The following is a 19,775-nucleotide window of genomic DNA, read 5'->3' on the forward strand; positions in this document are numbered from 1 at the left end:
ATCAGGTCTCCAGGCCCACAATCGCCCGCGCGAAGTCGCGTGCGGAAAAATCGCTGAGGTCGTCGATGCCCTCGCCGACCCCGATGAAATGCACCGGCAGGCCGAACTTCGCGGCAATCGCGACGAGGATGCCGCCGCGCGCGGTGCCGTCGAGCTTGGTCATCACGAGACCGGTGACGCCGGCCGTCTTGCCGAACACCTCGACCTGCGACAGCGCGTTCTGCCCCACGGTGGCGTCGAGCACCAGCAACACCGCATGCGGCGCGGCGGGGTCGACCTTCTTGATGACGCGGACGATCTTGTGCAGTTCGTCCATCAATTCGCTGCGGTTCTGCAACCGCCCGGCGGTGTCGATCAGCACGACCTCCGTGCCGCCGTTCTTCGCCGCCGTCACCGCGTCGAAGGCGAGGCTCGCCGCATCCGAGCCCGGCTCGCGCGCCATGATCGTCGCGCCGGACCGCTCCGCCCAGATCTTCAGCTGGTCGATGGCCGCGGCGCGAAACGTATCGCCGGCGGCGAGCAGCACGCTCTTGCCCTGTGCACGAAACTTGGTCGCGAGCTTGCCGATGGTCGTCGTCTTGCCGGAGCCGTTGACGCCGATGACGAGAATGACGAAGGGCTTGGCCGAAATCTCCAGCGGCTTCGCCACGCCGGCGAGCGGCTTCTCGATCTCGGCCGCCAGCACCGCCTTCACCTCGTCGGGCGTGACGCTCTTCTCGAACCGCCCCTCACCCAACACCGACGCGATCTTCATCGCTGTATCGACGCCGAGGTCGGCGCGGATCAGTTCGTTTTCAAGGTCTTCGATGGCCGCGGCGTCGAGCTTGCGCTTGGTAACGAGGTCGGAAATCGACGTGCCGAGCGAGGTGGCCGTGCGTTGCAGGCCGCCGCTCAGGCGCTTCCACCAGCTTTTCGGGCCACTGTCGGTCATGCGGCGCCCGTGATAGCGGTTTCGGCAAGGATTGGTAAGACAAATGACACCGGACGAGATGCTTGCCCGCCTGCTCTATCGCGACGGGCTGATGCTGGTGGTGGACAAGCCGCCGGGCATTCCCGTGCATCGCGGGCCGAAGGGCGGCAACGCCTTCGAGGACCATTTCGACGCACTGCGCTTCGGCCTGCCGCGAAGGCCGGCGCTGGCGCATCGGCTCGACCGCGACACCTCCGGCTGTCTCGTGCTCGGCCGTCACCGCAAGGCGCTCGCCTCGCTCGGCAAACTGTTCAAGCAAAACAAGGTCGGCAAGACCTACTGGGCGGTCGTCGAAGGCGGCCCCGCCGAGGATGAAGGCCAGATCGACATCGCGCTGTCGAAGCTCGACGACAGCCGCGGCTGGTGGATGAAGCCGGATGACAACGGCCTGCCGTCGCTGACGACGTGGAAGGTCGCGGGCCGCGGCGACGGCATGACGTGGCTCGCGCTCGAGCCGGTCACCGGCCGCACGCATCAGCTTCGCGTGCACTGCGCGGCGAAAGGCTTTCCGATCATCGGCGACAATATTTACGGAACCGCGCCGCGCGAGGGCGGTCCCGTGCTCCACCTGCTGTCGCGCGAGGTCGTGGTGCCACTCTACAAGAACAAGGACGCCATCAAAGTCGCCGCGCCGGTGCCGGAGCACATGCGCGAGCGGCTTGCGGCCTGCGGCTGGCGCGACGATCAATAAAGCTGCGACTTGTGGCGCTCCGGCGCTTCGCGGTCGTACTGATCCCCGCCATGCTCGCCGTCCGTCATCGTGGCGATGATCGTGCCGGTCGAGGGCAGGCTCTTGCGGTCGATCTGCGTCTTCGGGTCCCACAGCTTCGAGCGCATGATCGCCTTGGTGCAATGGAAATAGGCGCTGATCACATGCACGATCAGCACCGAGCGCGCCGGCTTGCCGTTGACGGCGAAGCTCTCGCGCAGCGCGGGATCGACCGACAGCTTCGCCGTGCCGTTCACCCGCATCGTCTCGCCGACGCCGGGAATGAGGAACAGCAGGCCGATATTCGGGTTGCGCAGAATGTTGCGGAAGCCGTCGATGCGGTTGTTGCCGGGCCGATCCGGGATCATCAGCGTTTTTTCATCGACCACGCGCACGAAGCCCGGCGCATCGCCCTTGGGCGAGCAGTCGAAACCATCCTCGCAGCCGGTGGCGATGGCGACGAAGGGCGCGGCCTCGATCAGCTTGCGATAGTGCGCATTGATATGGTCGATTTCCTTGCGGACCGAGGTCGGCATGCGTTCGCCGTAGAGTTCCGCAAGCTGCTCGACGCTGGTGACGATGTAGCTTTCGTCGATCTTCGGCTTGTCGAGCATCGCATTTCCCCGATGTGTCAGGCCGCCAGAAGTTGGCGGCCGTTATGGCCCGCAATCGTCAGGTCGAGAATGATACCGGGCGCGACCGGCGACGCCAACCGGACCGGCAGAAACTGCGCGGTATGGCCGACATTCCCCATCTCGACCAGCACGCTGCGGCGCGCGCCGACCTGACGGGACAACTGCGCACCGAGCGCCGCCTCGCCCTTGTCGCGCAGGCGACGGGCGCGGTCCTTGACCGTCTCACGGTCGAGTTGCGGCATCCGCGCCGCCGGCGTGCCGGGGCGCGGCGAGAACGGGAAAACGTGAAGCTGCGTCAGCCCGCAATCGTCGACCAGATCGAGCGAGCGCTGGAACATGCCCTCGGTTTCGGTCGGGAAGCCCGCGATGATGTCGGCGCCGAAGGCGACGTCCGGGCGCAGCCGGCGTACCTCGTCGCAGAACGCGATTGCATCCGCGCGCGTATGCCGCCGCTTCATGCGCTTCAGGATCATGTCGTCGCCGGCCTGCAGCGACAGATGCAGATGCGGCATCAGCCGCTCTTCTTCGCCAAGCGCGTCGATCAGATCGCGGTCGGCCTCGACCGAGTCGATGGACGACAGCCGCAGCCGCGGCAGGTCCGGCACCTCACGCAGAATGCGCTTCACAAGCGCGCCGAGCTTCGGCGCGCCCGCGAGATCAACACCATAGCTTGTGATATCGACGCCGGTCAGCACGACCTCGCGAGCGCCATGCTCGACGAAACGGCGCACCTGGGCGACCACATCGTCAACACCAAGCGAACGCGAATTGCCGCGGCCGAACGGAATGACGCAGAAAGTGCAGCGGTGATCGCAGCCGTTCTGCACCTGCACGAAGCCGCGCGTATGGCCGGGCTGCCGCTCAACCGCCGGCCGCGCGATGGTGCGCGACGCCATGATGTCGCCGACCGCGACGCGCTCCGCGCCGGCAAGCTTTGCAGCGTCGAATTTATCGTCGTTGCCGACGACGCGGTCGACCTCCGGCATCGCTGCGAAGGTTTCCGCTTCGGTTTGCGCGGCGCAGCCAGTGACGACGATACGCGCTTGCGGCCGCTCGCGGCGCAGGCGGCGAATGTTCTGCCGCGCCTGCCGCACCGCTTCGCCCGTTACCGCGCAACTGTTGACGATGACGGTGTCGGCAAGCCCCGCGCTCTCGGCCTCGCGGCGGATCAGCTCGGACTCGTAGATGTTGAGCCGGCAACCGAAGGTGACGACGTCGACCGTCATCACGCGCCCGCCTTGGTCGCGTCCTTGGCAGCCTTCTCGAACAGCGCCGGCGCGAAGATGCCCTCGAACTCGAATTCGGCGGGGCCGGTCATCAGCACGTGATCGTCGCGCTCGCGCCATTCGATGGTGAGCTCGCCGCCCGGCAGCGTCATGCGCACCGTGCGGTCCGTGCGCTTCAGCCGCGCCGCGGCAACAGCCGTGGCACAGGCGGCCGAGCCGCAGGCGCGCGTCAGCCCCGCGCCGCGCTCCCAGGTCCGCATCACGATATGATCGCGCGAGACGATATGCGCGAGCGTGATGTTGGCGCGCTCGGGAAACATCGGATGGTTCTCGAGCAGAGGTCCGAATTTCTCGAGATCGTAGGCGTTCACGTCGTCGACCCAGAAGATCGCGTGCGGGTTGCCCATGCTGACGACCGACGGCGAGTGCAGAATCGGCTTGTCGATCGGGCCGATCTGCAATTCGATCGCGCGGGTGTCGCGGAATTCCTCCGACAGCGGAATCTCGTTCCAGGCGAAGCGCGGCTTGCCCATGTCGACGGTGAAGGTGCCGTCGGCATTCATGATGCAGTTGAGAATGCCGGACTTCGTTTCGAAGGTCAGCGCGTTCTTGCCGATCGCGCCGGAGAACAGCGTCGCGACGCAGCGCATGCCGTTGCCGCAGGCGCCGGCCTCCGAGCCGTCATTGTTGTAGATGCGGATAAAGCCGTCGGTGCCCGGCGTGCGCGGCGCATAGAGCGCCATCAGCTGGTCGTAGGGCGCGCCGTCCGGCTGCGCCACCGCGCGCGCGTCGTCGGCCGAGATCGGCTTGCCGGAATCGCGCATGTCCACGACGACGATCTCGTTGCCGATGCCGTTCATCTTGACGAACTTGTGATTGGCGAGCGCGCTCATAAATCAACCGCCTGTCGTGGCGGGTTATATGGCGATTTGACGCGGAATGGCGAGTCGGGCGTCCCGGCATGCTAAAATGGCCTGCCAGCGCAGCGAATCGGGGGACGCCCCGCGTCAATTCCACGGCCGGAGAGCCCATGTTGCACCTGCTGCTGATCGCCGCCCTGGCCACCCTTGCGATCGCCGAGCCGGGGCAGGCGCAAACTCCGCCTTCCCCTGCTCCGCCACCAGCAGGCGCCGCCCAGGCCCCGGCGCCGCTCCAGCCGGGCGACGCCTTCGGCACCGAGGTGACGCTGCAGGAACGCACCGTCGTTTTCGTCAAAGGCTCCGGCACCTGGGACAAGGCTTTTGACACCGTCGCCGCCGCCTTCAAGGTGCTGAACCAGTATCTCGCCAAGGAAGGCATCAGGCCGGCCGGCAAGGCGATGGCGATCTACACCAAGACCGACGACACCGGCTTCGATTTCCAGGCCGCGGTGCCGGTCGAAGCGCCGCCGGCCACGCCGCCGAGCGAACCGGCCGGCGTCGGCCCCGCGCCTTCGGGCAGGGTGTTGAAATTCACCCATCGCGGCTCGTTCGACGCGCTCAACACCACCTACGAGGCGATCACCAATCACCTCGACGAGAAGCGGCTCGATGCGCAGGACATGTTCATCGAGGAATATGACGGACCGCTGTCCGACGACCCCGACGCTCCCCTGATCGTCACCATATTTGTGCCCATTCGCTAGATCAGATCTGGAGACATGAGAAACACCCTCATCGCGGCTGCCGCGATTGCGCTGTGGGGACTGGCGTTGGCCGGCCCTGCGCGCGCCCTCGATAATGTCGTCGTCGTCACCGGCGAAGCCGAAACCGCCGTCGTGCCGGACGCGGTGCGCATCCATGCCGGCGTCGTCACGCAGGGCAAGACCGCCGGCGAGGCGACCGCCGCCAACAGCAAGCAGATGTCGGCGCTGATCGCGACGCTGAAGCAGAACGGCGTCGCCGACCGCGACGTGCAGACCTCGCGGCTGTCGATCCAGCCGGTGCGGGCCTCCGGCCGAGGCATGGACGCGCCGATCACCGGCTTCCAGACCACCAATCAGGTCACCGTGATGCTGCGCGATGTCGACAAGCTTTCCGGCCTGCTCGACAAGCTGATCACGGCGGGCGCCAACACCATCAACGGCATCGACTTCACCGTCACCAAGCCGCAGGAAGCGCTCGACAGACTGCGCGCCGAAGCGGTCGAGGACGCCCGCCGCAAGGCCGAGATCTACGCCAAGGCAACCGGCGGCACGCTCGGCAAGGCGCTGGCGATCAGCGAGGGCGGCGCGGTGACCCCCTATCCGAAGACGATGATGATGCGGGCCTCCCCCGAGGCCGTGCCGGTCGCGCCCGGCGAGCAGACGCTGCGGGTCTCAGTCAGCGTGACTTTCGGACTAACACATTGAAAATACTAAGCTTTGTTGTCAGCCGGGCGTCCACGGCACGCCCCGGCTTTCCTTGGCCTGGCATTTATTGACTTGGGGGCACCTCGCCCCTAGTTTCCCGGCCATCTCGAAAGAGACCAGCTTTTGAACCCGCCGACCGGTCCCATGAGGCCGGAGGCAACCGCCCGACAGCGCTGTGCGCCCTCGGGCGTAGTCGCGTTTGAACGTAGAGTTGAGAACTGAGATTTCGATGTTCGACACACTGTCGGAACGGCTTGGCGGAATTCTCGACCGTCTCACCCGGCGCGGCGCGCTCGGCGAGGCGGATGTCGACGCCGCGATGCGCGAGGTGCGCCGCGCACTGCTCGAGGCCGATGTCGCGCTCGACGTGGTGCGCGCCTTCACCGACGAGGTGAAGAAGCACGCGGTCGGCGTCGACGTCATCAAGTCAGTCACGCCCGGCCAGATGGTCGTCAAGATCGTCCACGACCAGCTCGTGCGCACGCTCGGCGAAACGGTTGAGCCGATCGACCTCCATGCCGCTCCGCCGGTCGCCATCATGATGGTCGGCTTGCAGGGCTCCGGCAAAACCACCACCACCGCCAAGCTCGCGCGCCGCCTCACCGACCGCCAGAAGAAGAAAGTTCTGATGGCTTCGCTCGACGTGCGCCGCCCGGCCGCGATGGAACAGCTTGCCGTGCTCGGCCGCGACGCGCAGATCGAGACGCTGCCGATCGTCGCCGGACAGACGCCGCCGCAGATCGCACGGCGCGCGCTCGAAGCCGGCCGGCTCGGCGGCTACGACGTCGTGCTGCTCGACACTGCCGGCCGCACCACGCTCGACGACGAGATGATGAACGAGGCGGCCGAGATCAAGACGACCGCCGGCCCGCATGAGGTGCTGCTGGTCGCGGATGCGCTGACCGGCCAGGACGCCGTGAACCTCGCGCGCTCCTTCAACGAGCGTGTCGGCCTCACCGGCATCGTGCTGACGCGCACCGACGGCGACGGCCGCGGCGGCGCGGCGCTGTCGATGCGCGCGGTCACCGGCAAGCCGATCAAGCTGATCGGCACCGGCGAAAAGCTCGACGCGCTGGAGGACTTCGATCCATCGCGCATCGCCGGCCGCATCCTCGGCATGGGCGACATCGTCGCGCTGGTCGAAAAGGCCGCCGCCAATATCGACGCCGAAAAGGCGATGCGCGCCGCCGAGAAGATGCGCAAGGGCCAGTTCGATCTGGCCGACATGCGCGAGCAGCTCGCTCAGATGCAGACGATGGGCGGCATCGGCGGCCTGATGTCGATGATGCCAGGTGTCGCCAAGATGAAGAACCAGATCGCCAATGCCGGGCTCGACGAGAACATGCTCAAGCGGCAGATGGCGATCATCGACTCGATGACGCCGCAGGAGCGGCGCAACCCGGACCTTCTCAAGAACAGCCGCAAGAAGCGCATCGCCGCCGGCTCCGGCACCTCGGCGGAAGCGATCAACAAGCTTCTGAAAATGCACCGTGGCATGGCCGACATGATGAAGGCGATGGGCGGCGCGAAGCGCGGCCCGATGGCCGGACTCGCGCAGGCGATGGGTTTCGGCGGCGGCATGCCGTCGAAGGAAGAACTCCAGAAACTTGCAGAACAGGTGAAAGCCGGCGGCGGACAATTGCCGGCCGGCATGCCCAAGCTGCCGCCGAATTTCCCCGGCGCACCGGGCGGCCTGCCCGGACTGGGCGGAAAGTTTCCCGGACTGCCCGGCGGCCTCCCGCCGGGTCTCGGAAAGAAGAAATAAGCGTTACTCGAACATCGAACCTGAACATCAGAGAGCTGAAAGGAACTGAAACAATGGCACTCGTTATCCGCATGGCCCGCGCCGGCACCAAGAAGCGGCCGGTCTATCACATCGTCGTCGCCGACAAGCGTTCGCCGCGCGACGGCCGCTTCATCGAGCGGCTCGGCCACTTCAACCCGCTGCTGCCGAAGGACAAGGCCGAGCGTCTGGTCTGGAATCTCGAGAAGGTTCAGGACTGGGTGAAGAAAGGCGCGCAGCCGTCCGACCGCGTGATGCGCCTGCTCGACGCCGCCGGTGTCGCCAAGCGCGAGAAGCGCAACAATCCGCAGAAGGCGATCCCGCGCAAGGAACGGAAAGCCCAGGCCGAAGCCGCGAAGGCCGCGGCCGGCGCGCCGGCTGCCGCTCCCGCCCCGGCGGCGAGCTGACGCACGGCTGACCTGCCGTGGCCGACCGTGTCTGCGTCGCACGCATCGGCGCCGCGCATGGCGTTCGCGGCGAGGTGAAGCTGTGGCCGTTCACGGACGACCCGCTGGCGCTGGCGGACTTCAATCCGCTTGAGACGAAAGACGGCGCGCGCACGTTCGAGATCGAGATCGTGCGCGCGGCGAAGGATCACCTGATCGCGCGGATCGGCGGCGTCACCGGCCGCGACGCCGTGCAGGCGCTGACCGGCATCGAGCTTTACGTGCCGCGCGACCGCCTGCCGCCGCTCACCGACGACGGCGCCTATTATCGTCACGACCTGATCGGACTTGCCGCCGTCACGACAGACGGCGCGCCGCTCGGTACCGTTCTGGCGCTGCATAATTTCGGCGCGGGCGACGTGATCGAGATCGGCGTCGACGGCGGCGAAGCCGTGATGCTGCCTTTCACCGACAACGTCGTGCCCGAGGTCGATCTCGTTGCGAAGCGCGTCGTTATCGCGCCGCCGGGCGAGATAGAAGCGCGCGAGGGCGAGTGACCATGTGGCGCGCGAGTGTCCTGACGCTCTTCCCCGAAATGTTCCCCGGCCCGTTGGGCGTCAGCCTCGCCGGCAAGGCGCTGGCCGCGAAGGTCTGGTCGCTGGATGCGATCGACATCCGCGCCCATGCCACCGACCGGCACCGCACCGTCGATGACACACCGGCCGGCGGCGGTCCCGGCATGGTGATGAAGGCGGACGTGCTGGCGAAAGCACTCGACGCCATCCCCAATGACGACCGCCCGCGCCTGCTGATGAGCCCGCGCGGCCGGCCGCTGACGCAAGGCCGGGTGCAGGATCTCGCCCGCGGCCCCGGCGCGGTGATCCTGTGCGGCCGCTTCGAGGGCGTCGACGAACGGCTGATCGAGGCCCGCAAGCTGGAGGAGGTCTCGCTCGGCGATTTCGTGCTGTCGGGCGGCGAAGTGGCGGCGCTGGCGCTGCTCGACGCCTGCGTCCGACTCATTCCGGGCGTCATGGGCAAGGAAGCCTCGGCGGCGGAGGAAAGCTTCAGCCATGGCCTGCTGGAATACCCGCAATATACGCGGCCCCCGGTGTTCGAGGGGCTGGCCATCCCGGAGGTGCTGACCTCCGGGGACCATGCCAGGGTCGAAAAATGGCGCCAGGCCGAGGCCGAACGGCTCACCAAGGAGCGCCGGCCGGACCTCTGGGCGGCCTATCAGGCCCGGAAAAACCCGGAAAAAGGCCGCTAACCGAGGCCCCGCCGGGACGCATGGGAAGGGGTGACAAGCTCCCGGCTTTGTAATAGAAGCCTGCCGACCCATTCAGGATTAGGCCTGAGCCCGCGCGCCGGATGCTGGCGCTGCCGACGGAGATTTGCCCGATGAACATCATCCAGGAACTCGAGAAAGAGCAGGTCGCCAAGCTCTCCGCCGGGAAGGAATTTCCGGATTTCGAGCCGGGCGACACCGTGCTGGTCAACGTGAAGGTGACCGAAGGCGAGCGCACCCGCATTCAGGCCTATGAAGGCGTCTGCATCGCGCGCTCGGGCGGCGGCCTCAACCAGAACTTCACCGTCCGCAAGATTTCCTACGGCGAAGGCGTCGAGCGCGTATTCCCGCTCTACTCGCCGGTGATCGACTCGATCAAGCTCGTGCGCCGCGGCAAGGTCCGCCGCGCCAAGCTCTATTACCTCCGTGGCCTGCGCGGCAAGAAGGCCCGCATCACCGAGGGCACCGCCCGCGGCGAAGAGGCGGCGGCCGCCGCGTCCGAATAATCGGCGCGCATCGCTCGGATTGCATGAAGGGGCCGCGCAACGGCCCCTTTTTGCTGACCGCCTGTTTGGTTATATTCCAATCATGATGACCGATTGCCGGATCATTCTTGCGGATCGTCAGCGCCTGCCCGGCCGTTTCTTTGGCCGGTATGCCGGCGTGCTGGCAGGGCTTTGATCGCGCCGCGCGGGCCTTGACCCCGCGCCTGCCGCGCTTCGCCCCGTCCTTATCATCAGTCGAGATCAAACGATGAAACCGCGTACCCTCTACGACAAAATCTGGGATGACCATCTGGTCGACGAACAGCCGGACGGCACCTGCCTCCTGTATATCGACCGCCATCTCGTTCACGAGGTGACGAGCCCGCAGGCGTTCGAAGGCCTGCGCAATTCCGGCCGCAAGGTTCACGCGCCGGCCAAGACGCTCGCGGTGGTCGATCACAACGTCCCGACCTCGGATCGTTCCAAGCCCAATCCCGACCCGGAGAGCGCCGAGCAGATCGCGGTGCTGGCGCAGAACGCCAAGGACTTCGGCATCGAATATTTCAACGAGTTCGACAAGCGGCAGGGCATCGTCCACATCATCGGTCCCGAGCAGGGCTTCACGCTGCCCGGCACGACGATCGTGTGCGGCGACAGCCACACCGCGACGCATGGCGCGTTCGGCGCGCTCGCTTACGGCATCGGCACCTCCGAGGTCGAGCATGTGCTCGCCACGCAGACGCTGATTCAGCGCAAGTCGAAGAACATGCGCGCGATCGTCGACAACAAGCTGCCGCCCGGCGTCACCGCGAAGGACATCATCCTCGCCATCATCGGCGAGATCGGCACCGCAGGCGGCACCGGCTACGCGCTGGAATATGCCGGCAGCGCGATCGATGACATCTCGATCGAAGGCCGCATGACCATCTGCAACATGTCGGTCGAAGGCGGCGCCAAGGCCGGTTTCATCGCGCCCGACCACAAGGTGTTCGACTATCTCAAGGACCGTCCGATGGCGCCGAAGGGCAAGCTGTGGGACGACGCGATGCGCTATTGGGAGACGCTGCGCTCCGACGACGGCTCTCACTTCGATCGCGAAATCCGTCTCGACGCCGCCAAGCTGCCGCCCATCGTCACCTGGGGCACCAGCCCCGAGCAGGTCGCCTCGATCACCGGCCGCGTGCCGGTGGTGGCGGAGATCGCCGACGAGAACAAGCGCACCGCCGCCGAACGCTCGCTCGCCTATATGGGCTTGGCCGGCGGCGAGAAGATCACCGACATCAAGCTCGACCGCGTCTTCATCGGCTCCTGTACCAACGGCCGCATCGAGGACTTGCGCGAAGTTGCGCGGATCGCCGAGGGCAAGACGGTGAACGGCAACGTCAACGCGATGATCGTGCCGGGCTCCGGTCTCGTGAAGGAGCAGGCGGAAGCCGAAGGCCTCGACAAGATTTTCAAAGCCGCCGGCTTCGACTGGCGCGAGCCGGGCTGTTCGATGTGCCTCGCGATGAACCCGGACAAGCTGAAGCCGGGCGAGCGTTGCGCCTCGACCTCGAACCGCAACTTCGAGGGCCGGCAGGGCCACAAGGGCCGCACCCATCTCGTCTCGCCGGCGATGGCGGCAGCGGCGGCGATCGCCGGCCACTTCGTCGACGTGCGCGAGTGGAAGTGAGGCGCTGAAAAACAAAGCGGGGCGACATCGCCCCGCTTTTGCGTTTCCTTAAATCGAAAAACTTACTGCCACCAGCAGCGCTGACGCGGCACGATCACCGTGCCGCTGACGCGATATTCCCGTTCGAGCCAGGCTTCGCAATGGCGCTTCGCGTCAGGCGACAGACGCTGCCGGCGCGGCGTGACGACGATGCTGGTGCGGCTTTGCGCGACCTGCGCGCGCCTGACCGGCGCGGCATCGTCCGCGGTCTGCGCATAGGCGTGGCCGACGAGCAGCAGTGCCGCGACAGCCGCCGCAACCGCAATGCGGATCATTGAAACCGGACCGATCAACTTAACGCCCCCAGCCGTCGTGACTGCCCGCGGTCAGCGCCACTCGCTATAGCCGCGCGAATGCGCGTAACGCGGGGCCGAGTATGACCGGTAAGAGCTGCGGGTTGAAGCGCTGCGCGACGAATAGCTGTAAGACGATGCGCGGCGCGTCGGCGGCGCGGTGTCGTAGCTGTGCGTGCGCTGGCCGTTGTAGGTGTAGGACACCCGCGGCGCGTTCCACCAGGCGGGCGGACCCTGCTTGCAAGGGCTGGCGGCTTCGGCCGGAGCGGCGACCGCGGCGATCACGCCGACGGTGAAGGCGAGAGCGAAAATCTGACGCAGGACAAGCATGTTACGCCTCGTTAACCATATTTCCAGTTTGGAACCTCGCGCATTCCGGGTGTGCCGTCAATGGCTTAGGGCATGATCGAGGGTCGCTTGGCCGCGCAGGCCGCCTCGCCTAGAACGATGGAATGACCGGGAAATCCAAGGAATTCGCCGACTGGCCCGGCCGGATGGCCCCTTCGATCGCCGATTTCGAGGCAATGGCGGCTGTCGCCTATGCCGGCCTGCCCGCGAGGTTTCGCGGCCTCTGCGCCGATCTCGTCATCCGGGTCGAGGATTTCCCGACCGAGGAGGTCCTCAAGAGCATGGGGATCGAGAGCGAATTCGACCTGCTCGGCCTGTTCCAGGGTGTCGGCCTGCCGTTCAATTCCGACCAGCCGAGCGGGCAGATGCCGAACATGGTCTGGCTCTATCGCCGGCCGATCCTCGATTACTGGGCCGAGCACGAAGACAGCCTCGGCGCCATCGTGACCCATGTGCTGATCCATGAGATCGGCCACCATTTCGGCCTGTCCGACGACGACATGCACGCCATCGAAGCCAGCATTGACTGAACCGGCCTTCCTAAGCCGGTGCATCCACGATAGACAACCCAACCTGGATTGACGGAGACAGCCGATGGAAAAGTTCACCACGCTTGAAGGCGTCGCCGCGCCGCTGCGGCAGATCAATGTCGATACCGACTTCATCATTCCGAAGCAGTATCTCAAGACCATCAAGCGCACCGGTCTCGGCAAGGGCCTGTTCTCCGAGCAGCGCTACAAGGACGACGGCAGCGAAAATCCGGACTTCGTGCTCAACAAGCCGGCCTATCGCAAGGCGTCGATCCTGGTCGCCGGCGACAATTTCGGCTGCGGCTCCTCGCGCGAGCATGCGCCGTGGGCGCTCGCCGATTTCGGCATCCGCTGCGTGATCTCGACCGCGTTCGGCGACATCTTCTATAACAACTGCTTCAAGAACGGCCTGCTGCCGATCCGCGTCTCGCCGGAAGATCTCGAGAAGCTGTTCGACGACGCCGACCGCGGCGCCAACGCGACGCTTTCGATCGACCTGGAGAAGCAGGAAATCCGCGGACCGGACGGCGGCACGATCAAGTTCGAGATCGACGCCTTCCGCAAGCATTGCCTGCTCAACGGCCTCGACGACATCGGCCTCACCCAGCAGAAGCAGGGCAAGATCGCAGGCTTTGAAAAGAAAACCGCGGAAGCGCGGCCCTGGGCGTAAGCCAGTCACCTACTCCGCTCACCCCCGCGAAGGGGGGCCATAAACTGCAATAGCTTGCGCTTCGGGCCTATCTGGATTCCCGCTTTCGCGGGAATGAGCGGAATATGTCGAACCGCGTTTGGAAGTCCGCTTCCGCTCAACCCACCTTCAAATACGCAAAGCCCTTGCCCTGCAACGCGGCGACGGTGGCGACGCCGGACGGCACCAGCTTGATGTAGTCCGCATCTTTCGCCAGCGAGAGATCGAGCTTCTGCGCCTTGAAGGTGATCTTGCAGAGATAGACCTCGACGCCGTACTTCGCGAGCCCATCCATGCGCTTGGCGAGATCGGGATCGATCTCCTTGCCTTCCCACGGCGTGCCGGCCAGCGACTTCAGGTGATACTTGATACCGGCGGAATGCGCGACGATGAGGATCTTGGTCTTGAACGGATCGAAATCGTAGACCGACAGGTGATTGTTGATATTGCGCAGCATCGCGCTGTAGCGCTTGTCGTCGCCGAAATCGCAGTGATAGACGCAGGCGACCTCGGTGTCCTTCTTCATGTCGGCGAAGTTCAGCTCCTTCGGCGCAGCACGCGCCGCGGTGGTGCCCGCGATCGCCGCGCCGCCGGCGGCCAGCGCGGCGAGAACGTGCCTGCGATCGATGTCAGCCATGTCGGTTTCTCCAAAGTCGAACGGATGAATTGTTGCCCTGAGCATAAATCAGGTGCGGCAAACGCGGAATTCTAAAAGCCTACCGCGCCGCAGCAGAATTTTCCTAGATCCCGGCTTTGATGAGCTCAAAGCCGGGCTCTGGATTTTTGTTTTGTCGCGTTTTTCACGCGAACCGGCCGTCGCCGGACGAAGCCGGCTATGACCGGCGGAGGCCGGTATCCACTTCGCTTGAAAACGCTCTCGTCACCGCCTCGGCGTAGAAGCACGCGGCGGTGCGGTGGCCGCTCCGCAGGCGGCCGCGGCGAGCGCCAGCGCGCAGGACAGCAGCATGACGAGCCGAATTCCGTCGGACAACGAATCCGCCAGCGCAGCGCGGGCCACGACGCGCTGATCGTTCGGCAGCGCCGCGAGCGCGGCCGGCGCCACGAAGCTGCCCCGCGCATCGGCAATCACCTGTTTCGTCGCGGCCGGCGCGTCGAGCCGGGCAAGTCGCGTCTCGATGCCGTGGCCGTAGGCGGCAAGGCCGACCGCGCCGAGCACCGCCACGGCGAACAAATTGGCGACCGAAGCAACCGCATTGTTGACGCCAGAGGCAACCCCGACGCGATGCGCCGGCACCGCATTGATCACCACCGTCGTCAGCGGCGCGACCGCGATCGCCATGCCGAGACCGACAAGCGCGATCGGCAGCAGAAACGACGACCAATAGGATCCATCACGCCCGGATAGCGCCAGCAGCGCGTAACCTGCCGCGGCGACGGCAGGCCCGACGACCAGAGGCGTGCGCGCGCCGAGATAGTCGATCAGCCCGCCGGACCAGCGCGACAGCGCCGCCATGATGACGGTAAAGGGCAGGAAAACCGCGCCGGCCTGCGTCACCGAATAGCCGTGTACCTGAATGAGATCGAACGGCAGGAAGAAGAACGCGCCGCCGAGCGCGGCATAAAGCAGAAGCGTCAGCAGATTGATGCCGCTGAAGACCCGCGAACGAAACAGACCGAGCGGCATCATCGGCGCTGCGCTGCGCGCTTCGACAGCTACAAAGGCGCCAAGCAGCATGACGCCGAGCATCGCCATGCCGCCGGTTGCGGCATCCATCCAGCCGCGCGAAGCCGACGTGATCAGCGCATAGACAACGCAGCCGAGACCGGCCAACGCGAGGAGAGCACCCGGCCAGTCGAGCCGCGCCGGCGCTTCGGCATCGCGGCTTTCCGGCACGAGGCGCAGCGCCAGCCACAAGGTCGGCAAGGCCAGCACCGGATTGATCAGGAAGATCCAGTGCCAGGTCGCGTGGTCGACGATCCAGCCGCCAAGGATCGGCCCAACCGCAGCGGACAGCGCGGAAAACGCGGCCCAGGTGCCGATCGCCTTGCCGCGCTCGTGCTCGTCGAACACCGCGCCGATCAGCGCCAGCGAGGACGGCACCAGCAGCGCCGCGCCGACGCCTTGCGCGGCCCGTGCGACAACCAATTCACCGGCACCGGAAACAAGCCCGCACCACAGCGAGGCCACGGCAAAGAGCGCGACACCGATGACAAAGACACGCCGGCGACCGAACCTGTCGCCCGCCGCCCCGCCAACCAGCAGCAGCGCCGCGAGCGACAACTGATAGGCACTGACCAGCCATTGCACGGCGGCCGCACCCGCGCGCAAATCGGCTTCGATCGCCGGCAGCGCGACGTTCACCACCGACCCGTCGATGAAGGCGAGCGTGGAGCCGAAGATGGCGGCGATCAGCGTCGCCCGTTTGGCCCGCCGGCTGCAGTCCGCCCGCGTATCGACCGCGCGGATCGCGGCTTCTTCGCAAGGCAGCGGCCGCGGATTGACGAGCATCAGCTCGGCCGCGCCGCAATCGCCTCGGCGATGGCGACCGTGCGCCGCGCCATGTCGGCATGCAGCCGCTCGACCATGCGGCCATCAATCGATACCACCCCCTTGGCCTGGTTTTCCGGCAGGTCGAAGGCCGTGATCATCTTGCGCGCCATCGCCACCTCCTCGGCGGACGGCGTGAACACCGTGTTGCAGGGCTCGATCTGGCTGGGATGGATCAGTGTCTTCCCGTCGAAGCCCATGTAGCGGCCCTGCTCGCATTCCGCGACAAAGCCCTGCGCATCGCCGATATTGTTGTAGACGCCGTCGATCACATCGAGGCCGTGGACGCGCGCGGCGGCGACACATTGCATGAGCCAGCCGATCATCGGGAACCGGCCCGGCACGAGCCGCGCGCGGGTGTCCTTGGCGAGATCGTTGGTGCCGAGCACAAAGCCGGACAGCCGCGTCTCGGAGTCCTGCGCCGCGCCAGCGATGGCAAGCACGTTGAACACCGCGAGCGGCGACTCGATCATCGCCCAGACGCGCGTTTTGTGCGCGGTTCCCATGTCGAGCAGCCGGCGGCCGACCTGCTCGAGTTGCGCCGGATCGGAAATCTTCGGCACCAGGATCGCGTCCGGCGCGGCATGCGCGGCGGCCATCAGATCTTCGGCGTGCCATTCGGTGTCGATGGCGTTGATGCGGATGAAGACCTCGCGCGCGCCGAAGCCGCCGGCTTTCACCGCCACCGCGACCTGATCGCGCGCCGCGGCTTTGGCGTCGGGTGCAACCGAATCCTCAAGGTCGAGGATCACACCGTCGGCGGATAGCGTTTTCGCCTTGTCCAGCGCGCGAGCGTTGGAACCCGGCATGTAGAGAATGCTGCGGCGTGGTCGGATCGTCATGGCGAGGCCCCTTGTTGAGCGCACCCTATCGCCAGTATCCGGCGCGTGCCAATGCTTCCGGTGGCCTTGCGGCGTGGCGATTTTAGCTTGCCTATGGTGAGCCGGGCGTGATTGATGGACACAACAGGACACGTCACGCCATGTCTTTTCCGACCCAACTGATCAACGGCTACCGCGCTTTTCTTTACGCGCGGCTGCGGCTGGAGCAGGGCCGCTATCGTGAATTGTCGGAGCGCGGGCAATCGCCGGAAGTCATGGTGATCGGCTGCGCCGACAGCCGCGTCTCGCCGGAAGTGATCTTCGACGCGGGGCCGGGCGAGCTGTTCGTCGCCCGCAACGTCGCGAGCCTAGTGCCGCCCTATACGCCGGACGGCGCGACCCGCGCGGTGTCCGCCGCGCTCGAATTCGCCGTGCAGGCGTTGCGCGTCAAGCACATCGTCGTTCTCGGCCACGCGCAATGCGGCGGCATCCGCGCCTTTGCCGAGCAGAGCAAGCCGCTGTCGCCGGGCGACTTCATCGGCCGCTGGATGGACCTGCTGGCGCCGGGCGCGGCGAAACTCGGCGGCCCGGAAAAATTCGCGAGTTTCGCCGACTATATCGTCGCGCTGGAGCAACAATCGGTGTCCACCACGATCGACAACCTGATGACGTTCCCTTGCGTGAAGGTTTTGGTCGAGCGCGGCAAGCTGCAACTGCACGGCGCTTACTTCGGCGTCGCCACCGGGCAATTGTCGGTGCGCGACGAGACGACCGGCAAGTTCGAGCCGGTCGCTGCGGAAGACCACGCCCGGCTGTTCGCGACGCCGCGGTTTTAGTTGGCTCTTGTCATGGCCGGGCTTGTCCCGGCCATCCACGTCTTCCTTGATGCTAGGCTGCTAGAACTTGGATGCCCGGCACAAGGCCGGGCATGACGGAGTTCAGCGTCGGCCTGGCGTCACGCAGCCTTCTTCTTCGACTGGATCAGCTTGCGGTTGATCATCGCTTCCGCGATCTGCACCGCATTGAGCGCCGCACCCTTGCGCAGGTTGTCGGACACGACCCAGATCTGCAGGCCGTTCTCGACGGTGCCGTCCTCGCGGATGCGGCTGATATAGGTCGCGTCTTCGCCGACGCATTCGTAGGGCGTGACGTAGCCGCCCGGCTCATGCTTGTCGATGACGAGGCAGCCCGGCGCCTTGCGCAGGATTTCGCGCGCCTCGTCGGCCGAGATCGGCTTCTCGAACTCGATGTCGACGGCCTCCGAATGGCCGACGAATACCGGCACGCGCACGCAGGTCGCGGTCAGCTTGATCTTGGGATCGAGAATCTTCTTGGTCTCGACCACCATCTTCCACTCTTCCTTAGTGTAGCCGTCCTCCATGAAGACGTCGATCTGAGGAATGAGGTTGAAGGCGATCCGCTTCGGAAACTTCTTCGCTTCGATCTCGTCGACCGTGAACACCGACTTGGTCTGCGAGAACAATTCGTCCATCGCGTCCTTGCCGGCGCCCGACACCGACTGATAGGTGGCGACGACGACGCGCTTGATGGTCGCCGCGTCATGCAGCGGCTTCAGCGCGACGACGAGCTGCGCGGTCGAGCAGTTCGGATTGGCGACGATGTTCTTCTTGGCGAAGCCGTCGAGCGCGGCGGCGTTGACCTCCGGCACCACGAGCGGCACGTCCGGGTCCATGCGCCATGCCGACGAATTGTCGATGACGACGGCGCCCTGCGCCGCGATCTTTGGCGACCATTCCTTCGACACCGAACCGCCGGCCGACATCAGGCAGATGTCGACGTCGGAGAAATCATAGTGGTCGAGCGCTTTCACTTTCAGGGTCTTGTCGCCATAGCTGCATTCCACGCCCTGGCTCTTGCGAGAGGCGAGTGCGACGACTTCGTCGGCCGGAAATTCGCGCTCGGCCAGGACGGCGAGCATCTCACGCCCGACATTCCCGGTGGCCCCGACCACGGCGACCTTGTAACCCATTGTTAACGCTCCGGAATGATTTACCGCGCCGGGCCATCCGGCCCAACCGCGCCGCAAGGCTTCTAGGCGAGAATACGCCCGAACACAACGGTGGCACCGCCGCCGGGCTCAGGGGGGACTGGGCGTGGTTCCGAGGCTGTATTCGTGGCGGGACGACTTGCAGACCGCGTTCGTGCGCGGCCTCGCGGTGCTTTGCGGCCTGTTCGTGCTGTCGATTATCGCCGCCTCGGTGTTCCAGACGCCGGCGGTCGTGACCGCCACCGCCCCGCAGCCACAGCCGGACTGGATCGAGATCGACAAGCCGTTCCCGGCCTTCGCGCTGTCGATCCCGGAAGCGGCCGACGCGCCGTTCAGCTATGCGATCCGCCGCCACGCCTCCGGCGGCGGCCGGCTCGACATCCTCAATCTCGGCAGCCGCGACGGCGATACGCCGCTCCTGCATATCGAGGTGTATCGGCCGGGCAACGAGAAATTCCGCTTCGGCGAAGCGGCAAGCGAAGTGCTGGCCCGCGCCGGCGCGCTCGCGCCCGCCGAGCTGACCGCGCAGCCGGCGCCGGTCGATACCAAGTTCGGTCCGATGTCGGTCGCGACGTTTCGCACCGGCGCGAGCGCGCGCAAGAGCTGCGTCGGCTTCGCCCGCGGCTTCTACGATCCGATGCTGCAGATCGCCGGCTGGTTCTGCCAGAGCGGCGACAGTTACGTGACGCCGGACACGCTCGCCTGCGCGCTCGACCGCTTCACGCTGCTGTCGGCCGGCAGCGAGCCGAAGGTCGGCGAACTGTTCGCGCATGCGGAGCTGAAACGCAGCTTCTGCGGCCAGCGCAACATGCTGTTGACGCCGACGCCGAAACACAAAGCACTGTGGAGCGCGCTGGAACAGCGCACCGGCCGCTGAGATTTGCTCATATTTGCAGCGCGGTGGCCGGATCGATCTGGGGCCTGCCGCGTTAACAGAAGGACCGTTCCGGCCGCTGCGCCGGCCGGCCTGTGGCTTTTATGCCCTTGTAGAACAAAGGGCATTCTGCCTAGAGTGCCGCCGAAACGCCTTGATCGAATCGAGGCATGGATTGAATCGAG

23 protein-coding genes are annotated in these 19,775 nt (G+C 66.0%); 13 read left to right on the forward strand and 10 right to left on the reverse strand.

Annotated elements, in window-relative coordinates:
• Position 1: 1 nt before the first annotated feature.
• Positions 2-931: a signal recognition particle-docking protein FtsY gene (gene ftsY / locus AB7F10_RS11165; RefSeq protein WP_428560799.1), complete on the reverse strand. Its 930-nt coding sequence runs from the start codon at positions 929-931 to the stop codon at positions 2-4.
• Positions 932-974: 43 nt separating this feature from the next.
• On the opposite strand from ftsY, the gene AB7F10_RS11170 reads away from it, so the two are divergent.
• On the forward strand, positions 975-1,661 hold the full coding sequence (locus AB7F10_RS11170) for an RluA family pseudouridine synthase (protein WP_428560802.1): 687 nt from the start codon (positions 975-977) through the stop codon (positions 1,659-1,661).
• On the opposite strand, the gene AB7F10_RS11175 is transcribed toward AB7F10_RS11170, so the two are convergent.
• From AB7F10_RS11175 to dapF, 3 genes are read right to left on the reverse strand one after another with little or no spacing between them, the layout of a single operon-like run.
• A complete protein-coding gene (locus AB7F10_RS11175) occupies positions 1,655-2,293 on the reverse strand; it encodes a pyridoxamine 5'-phosphate oxidase family protein (protein WP_428560805.1) in 639 nt (212 codons plus the stop codon). The two genes, AB7F10_RS11170 and AB7F10_RS11175, sit on opposite strands and share 7 nt — an antisense overlap.
• A 17-nt stretch (positions 2,294-2,310) precedes the next feature.
• Positions 2,311-3,540, reverse strand: coding sequence for a tRNA (N(6)-L-threonylcarbamoyladenosine(37)-C(2))-methylthiotransferase MtaB (mtaB, locus tag AB7F10_RS11180; protein ID WP_428560807.1), 1,230 nt, complete (start codon positions 3,538-3,540; stop codon positions 2,311-2,313).
• Positions 3,540-4,433, reverse strand: a complete 894-nt coding sequence (gene dapF, locus AB7F10_RS11185; protein WP_428560810.1) for a diaminopimelate epimerase — start codon at positions 4,431-4,433, stop codon at positions 3,540-3,542. Before dapF ends, mtaB begins: the two co-directional genes overlap by 1 nt.
• Positions 4,434-4,570: 137 nt before the next feature.
• Here dapF and AB7F10_RS11190 point away from each other — a divergent pair, with 137 nt between their 5' ends.
• From AB7F10_RS11190 to leuC, 8 genes are all read left to right on the forward strand, one after another.
• Positions 4,571-5,164 carry a GyrI-like domain-containing protein gene (locus AB7F10_RS11190; RefSeq protein WP_428560812.1) on the forward strand — a complete coding sequence of 198 codons (594 nt, stop codon included), beginning with the start codon at positions 4,571-4,573 and terminating at the stop codon, positions 5,162-5,164.
• Between the two features lie 15 nt (positions 5,165-5,179).
• Positions 5,180-5,869: an SIMPL domain-containing protein gene (locus AB7F10_RS11195; RefSeq protein WP_428560814.1), complete on the forward strand. Its 690-nt coding sequence runs from the start codon at positions 5,180-5,182 to the stop codon at positions 5,867-5,869.
• A 229-nt stretch (positions 5,870-6,098) separates the two neighbouring features.
• Positions 6,099-7,634 carry a signal recognition particle protein gene (gene ffh / locus AB7F10_RS11200; RefSeq protein WP_428560817.1) on the forward strand — a complete coding sequence of 512 codons (1,536 nt, stop codon included), beginning with the start codon at positions 6,099-6,101 and terminating at the stop codon, positions 7,632-7,634.
• 53 nt (positions 7,635-7,687) lie between these two features.
• Complete coding sequence (rpsP, locus tag AB7F10_RS11205; RefSeq protein WP_428560819.1) at positions 7,688-8,059, forward strand: 30S ribosomal protein S16; 372 nt, start codon at positions 7,688-7,690, stop codon at positions 8,057-8,059.
• Between the two features lie 17 nt (positions 8,060-8,076).
• Entirely contained in the window at positions 8,077-8,595 is a 519-nt protein-coding gene (gene rimM, locus AB7F10_RS11210) for a ribosome maturation factor RimM (protein WP_428560822.1), read from the forward strand.
• Between the two features lie 2 nt (positions 8,596-8,597).
• Positions 8,598-9,305, forward strand: coding sequence for a tRNA (guanosine(37)-N1)-methyltransferase TrmD (gene trmD / locus AB7F10_RS11215; RefSeq protein WP_428560825.1), 708 nt, complete (start codon positions 8,598-8,600; stop codon positions 9,303-9,305).
• A gap of 131 nt (positions 9,306-9,436) precedes the next feature.
• The gene (gene rplS, locus AB7F10_RS11220) at positions 9,437-9,829 is read left to right on the forward strand and encodes a 50S ribosomal protein L19 (RefSeq protein WP_428560827.1); all 393 of its coding nucleotides are present in this window, start codon (positions 9,437-9,439) and stop codon (positions 9,827-9,829) included.
• A 247-nt stretch (positions 9,830-10,076) separates the two neighbouring features.
• Positions 10,077-11,480 carry a 3-isopropylmalate dehydratase large subunit gene (gene leuC, locus AB7F10_RS11225; protein ID WP_428560829.1) on the forward strand — a complete coding sequence of 468 codons (1,404 nt, stop codon included), beginning with the start codon at positions 10,077-10,079 and terminating at the stop codon, positions 11,478-11,480.
• A 62-nt stretch (positions 11,481-11,542) separates the two neighbouring features.
• Here the strand turns inward: leuC and AB7F10_RS11230 are convergent, their stop codons facing one another.
• Both AB7F10_RS11230 and AB7F10_RS11235 read right to left on the reverse strand, forming a co-directional pair.
• The gene (locus AB7F10_RS11230; protein WP_428560831.1) at positions 11,543-11,794 is read right to left on the reverse strand and encodes a hypothetical protein; all 252 of its coding nucleotides are present in this window, start codon (positions 11,792-11,794) and stop codon (positions 11,543-11,545) included.
• Positions 11,795-11,845: 51 nt separating this feature from the next.
• Positions 11,846-12,142, reverse strand: a complete 297-nt coding sequence (locus AB7F10_RS11235) for a hypothetical protein (protein ID WP_428560833.1) — start codon at positions 12,140-12,142, stop codon at positions 11,846-11,848.
• A 122-nt stretch (positions 12,143-12,264) separates the two neighbouring features.
• Here AB7F10_RS11235 and AB7F10_RS11240 point away from each other — a divergent pair, with 122 nt between their 5' ends.
• Together AB7F10_RS11240 and leuD are read left to right on the forward strand one after the other, a co-directional pair.
• Positions 12,265-12,690, forward strand: a complete 426-nt coding sequence (locus tag AB7F10_RS11240) for a metallopeptidase family protein (protein ID WP_428560835.1) — start codon at positions 12,265-12,267, stop codon at positions 12,688-12,690.
• 64 nt (positions 12,691-12,754) lie between these two features.
• Positions 12,755-13,360, forward strand: a complete 606-nt coding sequence (gene leuD, locus AB7F10_RS11245) for a 3-isopropylmalate dehydratase small subunit (protein ID WP_428560837.1) — start codon at positions 12,755-12,757, stop codon at positions 13,358-13,360.
• 136 nt (positions 13,361-13,496) lie between these two features.
• On the opposite strand, the gene AB7F10_RS11250 is transcribed toward leuD, so the two are convergent.
• The 3 genes from AB7F10_RS11250 to AB7F10_RS11260 all read right to left on the reverse strand — a co-directional run bounded on the left by AB7F10_RS11250 (position 13,497) and on the right by AB7F10_RS11260 (position 16,729).
• Positions 13,497-14,015 (reverse strand): DsrE family protein, encoded by a 519-nt coding sequence (locus AB7F10_RS11250; protein WP_428560840.1) that lies wholly within the window; start codon positions 14,013-14,015, stop codon positions 13,497-13,499.
• 243 nt (positions 14,016-14,258) lie between these two features.
• On the reverse strand, positions 14,259-15,848 hold the full coding sequence (locus AB7F10_RS11255) for an MFS transporter (protein ID WP_428560845.1): 1,590 nt from the start codon (positions 15,846-15,848) through the stop codon (positions 14,259-14,261).
• A complete protein-coding gene (locus AB7F10_RS11260) occupies positions 15,848-16,729 on the reverse strand; it encodes an HpcH/HpaI aldolase/citrate lyase family protein (protein WP_428560847.1) in 882 nt (293 codons plus the stop codon). The genes AB7F10_RS11255 and AB7F10_RS11260 overlap by 1 nt, the downstream gene beginning before the upstream one ends.
• Before the next feature lie 140 nt (positions 16,730-16,869).
• Between AB7F10_RS11260 and AB7F10_RS11265 the strand changes: the two genes are divergently transcribed.
• Positions 16,870-17,544 (forward strand): carbonic anhydrase, encoded by a 675-nt coding sequence (locus AB7F10_RS11265; RefSeq protein WP_428560850.1) that lies wholly within the window; start codon positions 16,870-16,872, stop codon positions 17,542-17,544.
• A 119-nt stretch (positions 17,545-17,663) separates the two neighbouring features.
• Here the strand turns inward: AB7F10_RS11265 and AB7F10_RS11270 are convergent, their stop codons facing one another.
• On the reverse strand, positions 17,664-18,698 hold the full coding sequence (locus AB7F10_RS11270; protein WP_428560852.1) for an aspartate-semialdehyde dehydrogenase: 1,035 nt from the start codon (positions 18,696-18,698) through the stop codon (positions 17,664-17,666).
• Positions 18,699-18,822: 124 nt separating this feature from the next.
• Here AB7F10_RS11270 and AB7F10_RS11275 point away from each other — a divergent pair, with 124 nt between their 5' ends.
• Entirely contained in the window at positions 18,823-19,593 is a 771-nt protein-coding gene (locus tag AB7F10_RS11275; protein ID WP_428560855.1) for a hypothetical protein, read from the forward strand.
• Positions 19,594-19,775: the final 182 nt, after the last annotated feature.

The organism is Pseudolabrys sp. (genome assembly GCF_050250095.1).
Lineage (GTDB): Bacteria > Pseudomonadota > Alphaproteobacteria > Rhizobiales > Xanthobacteraceae > Pseudolabrys.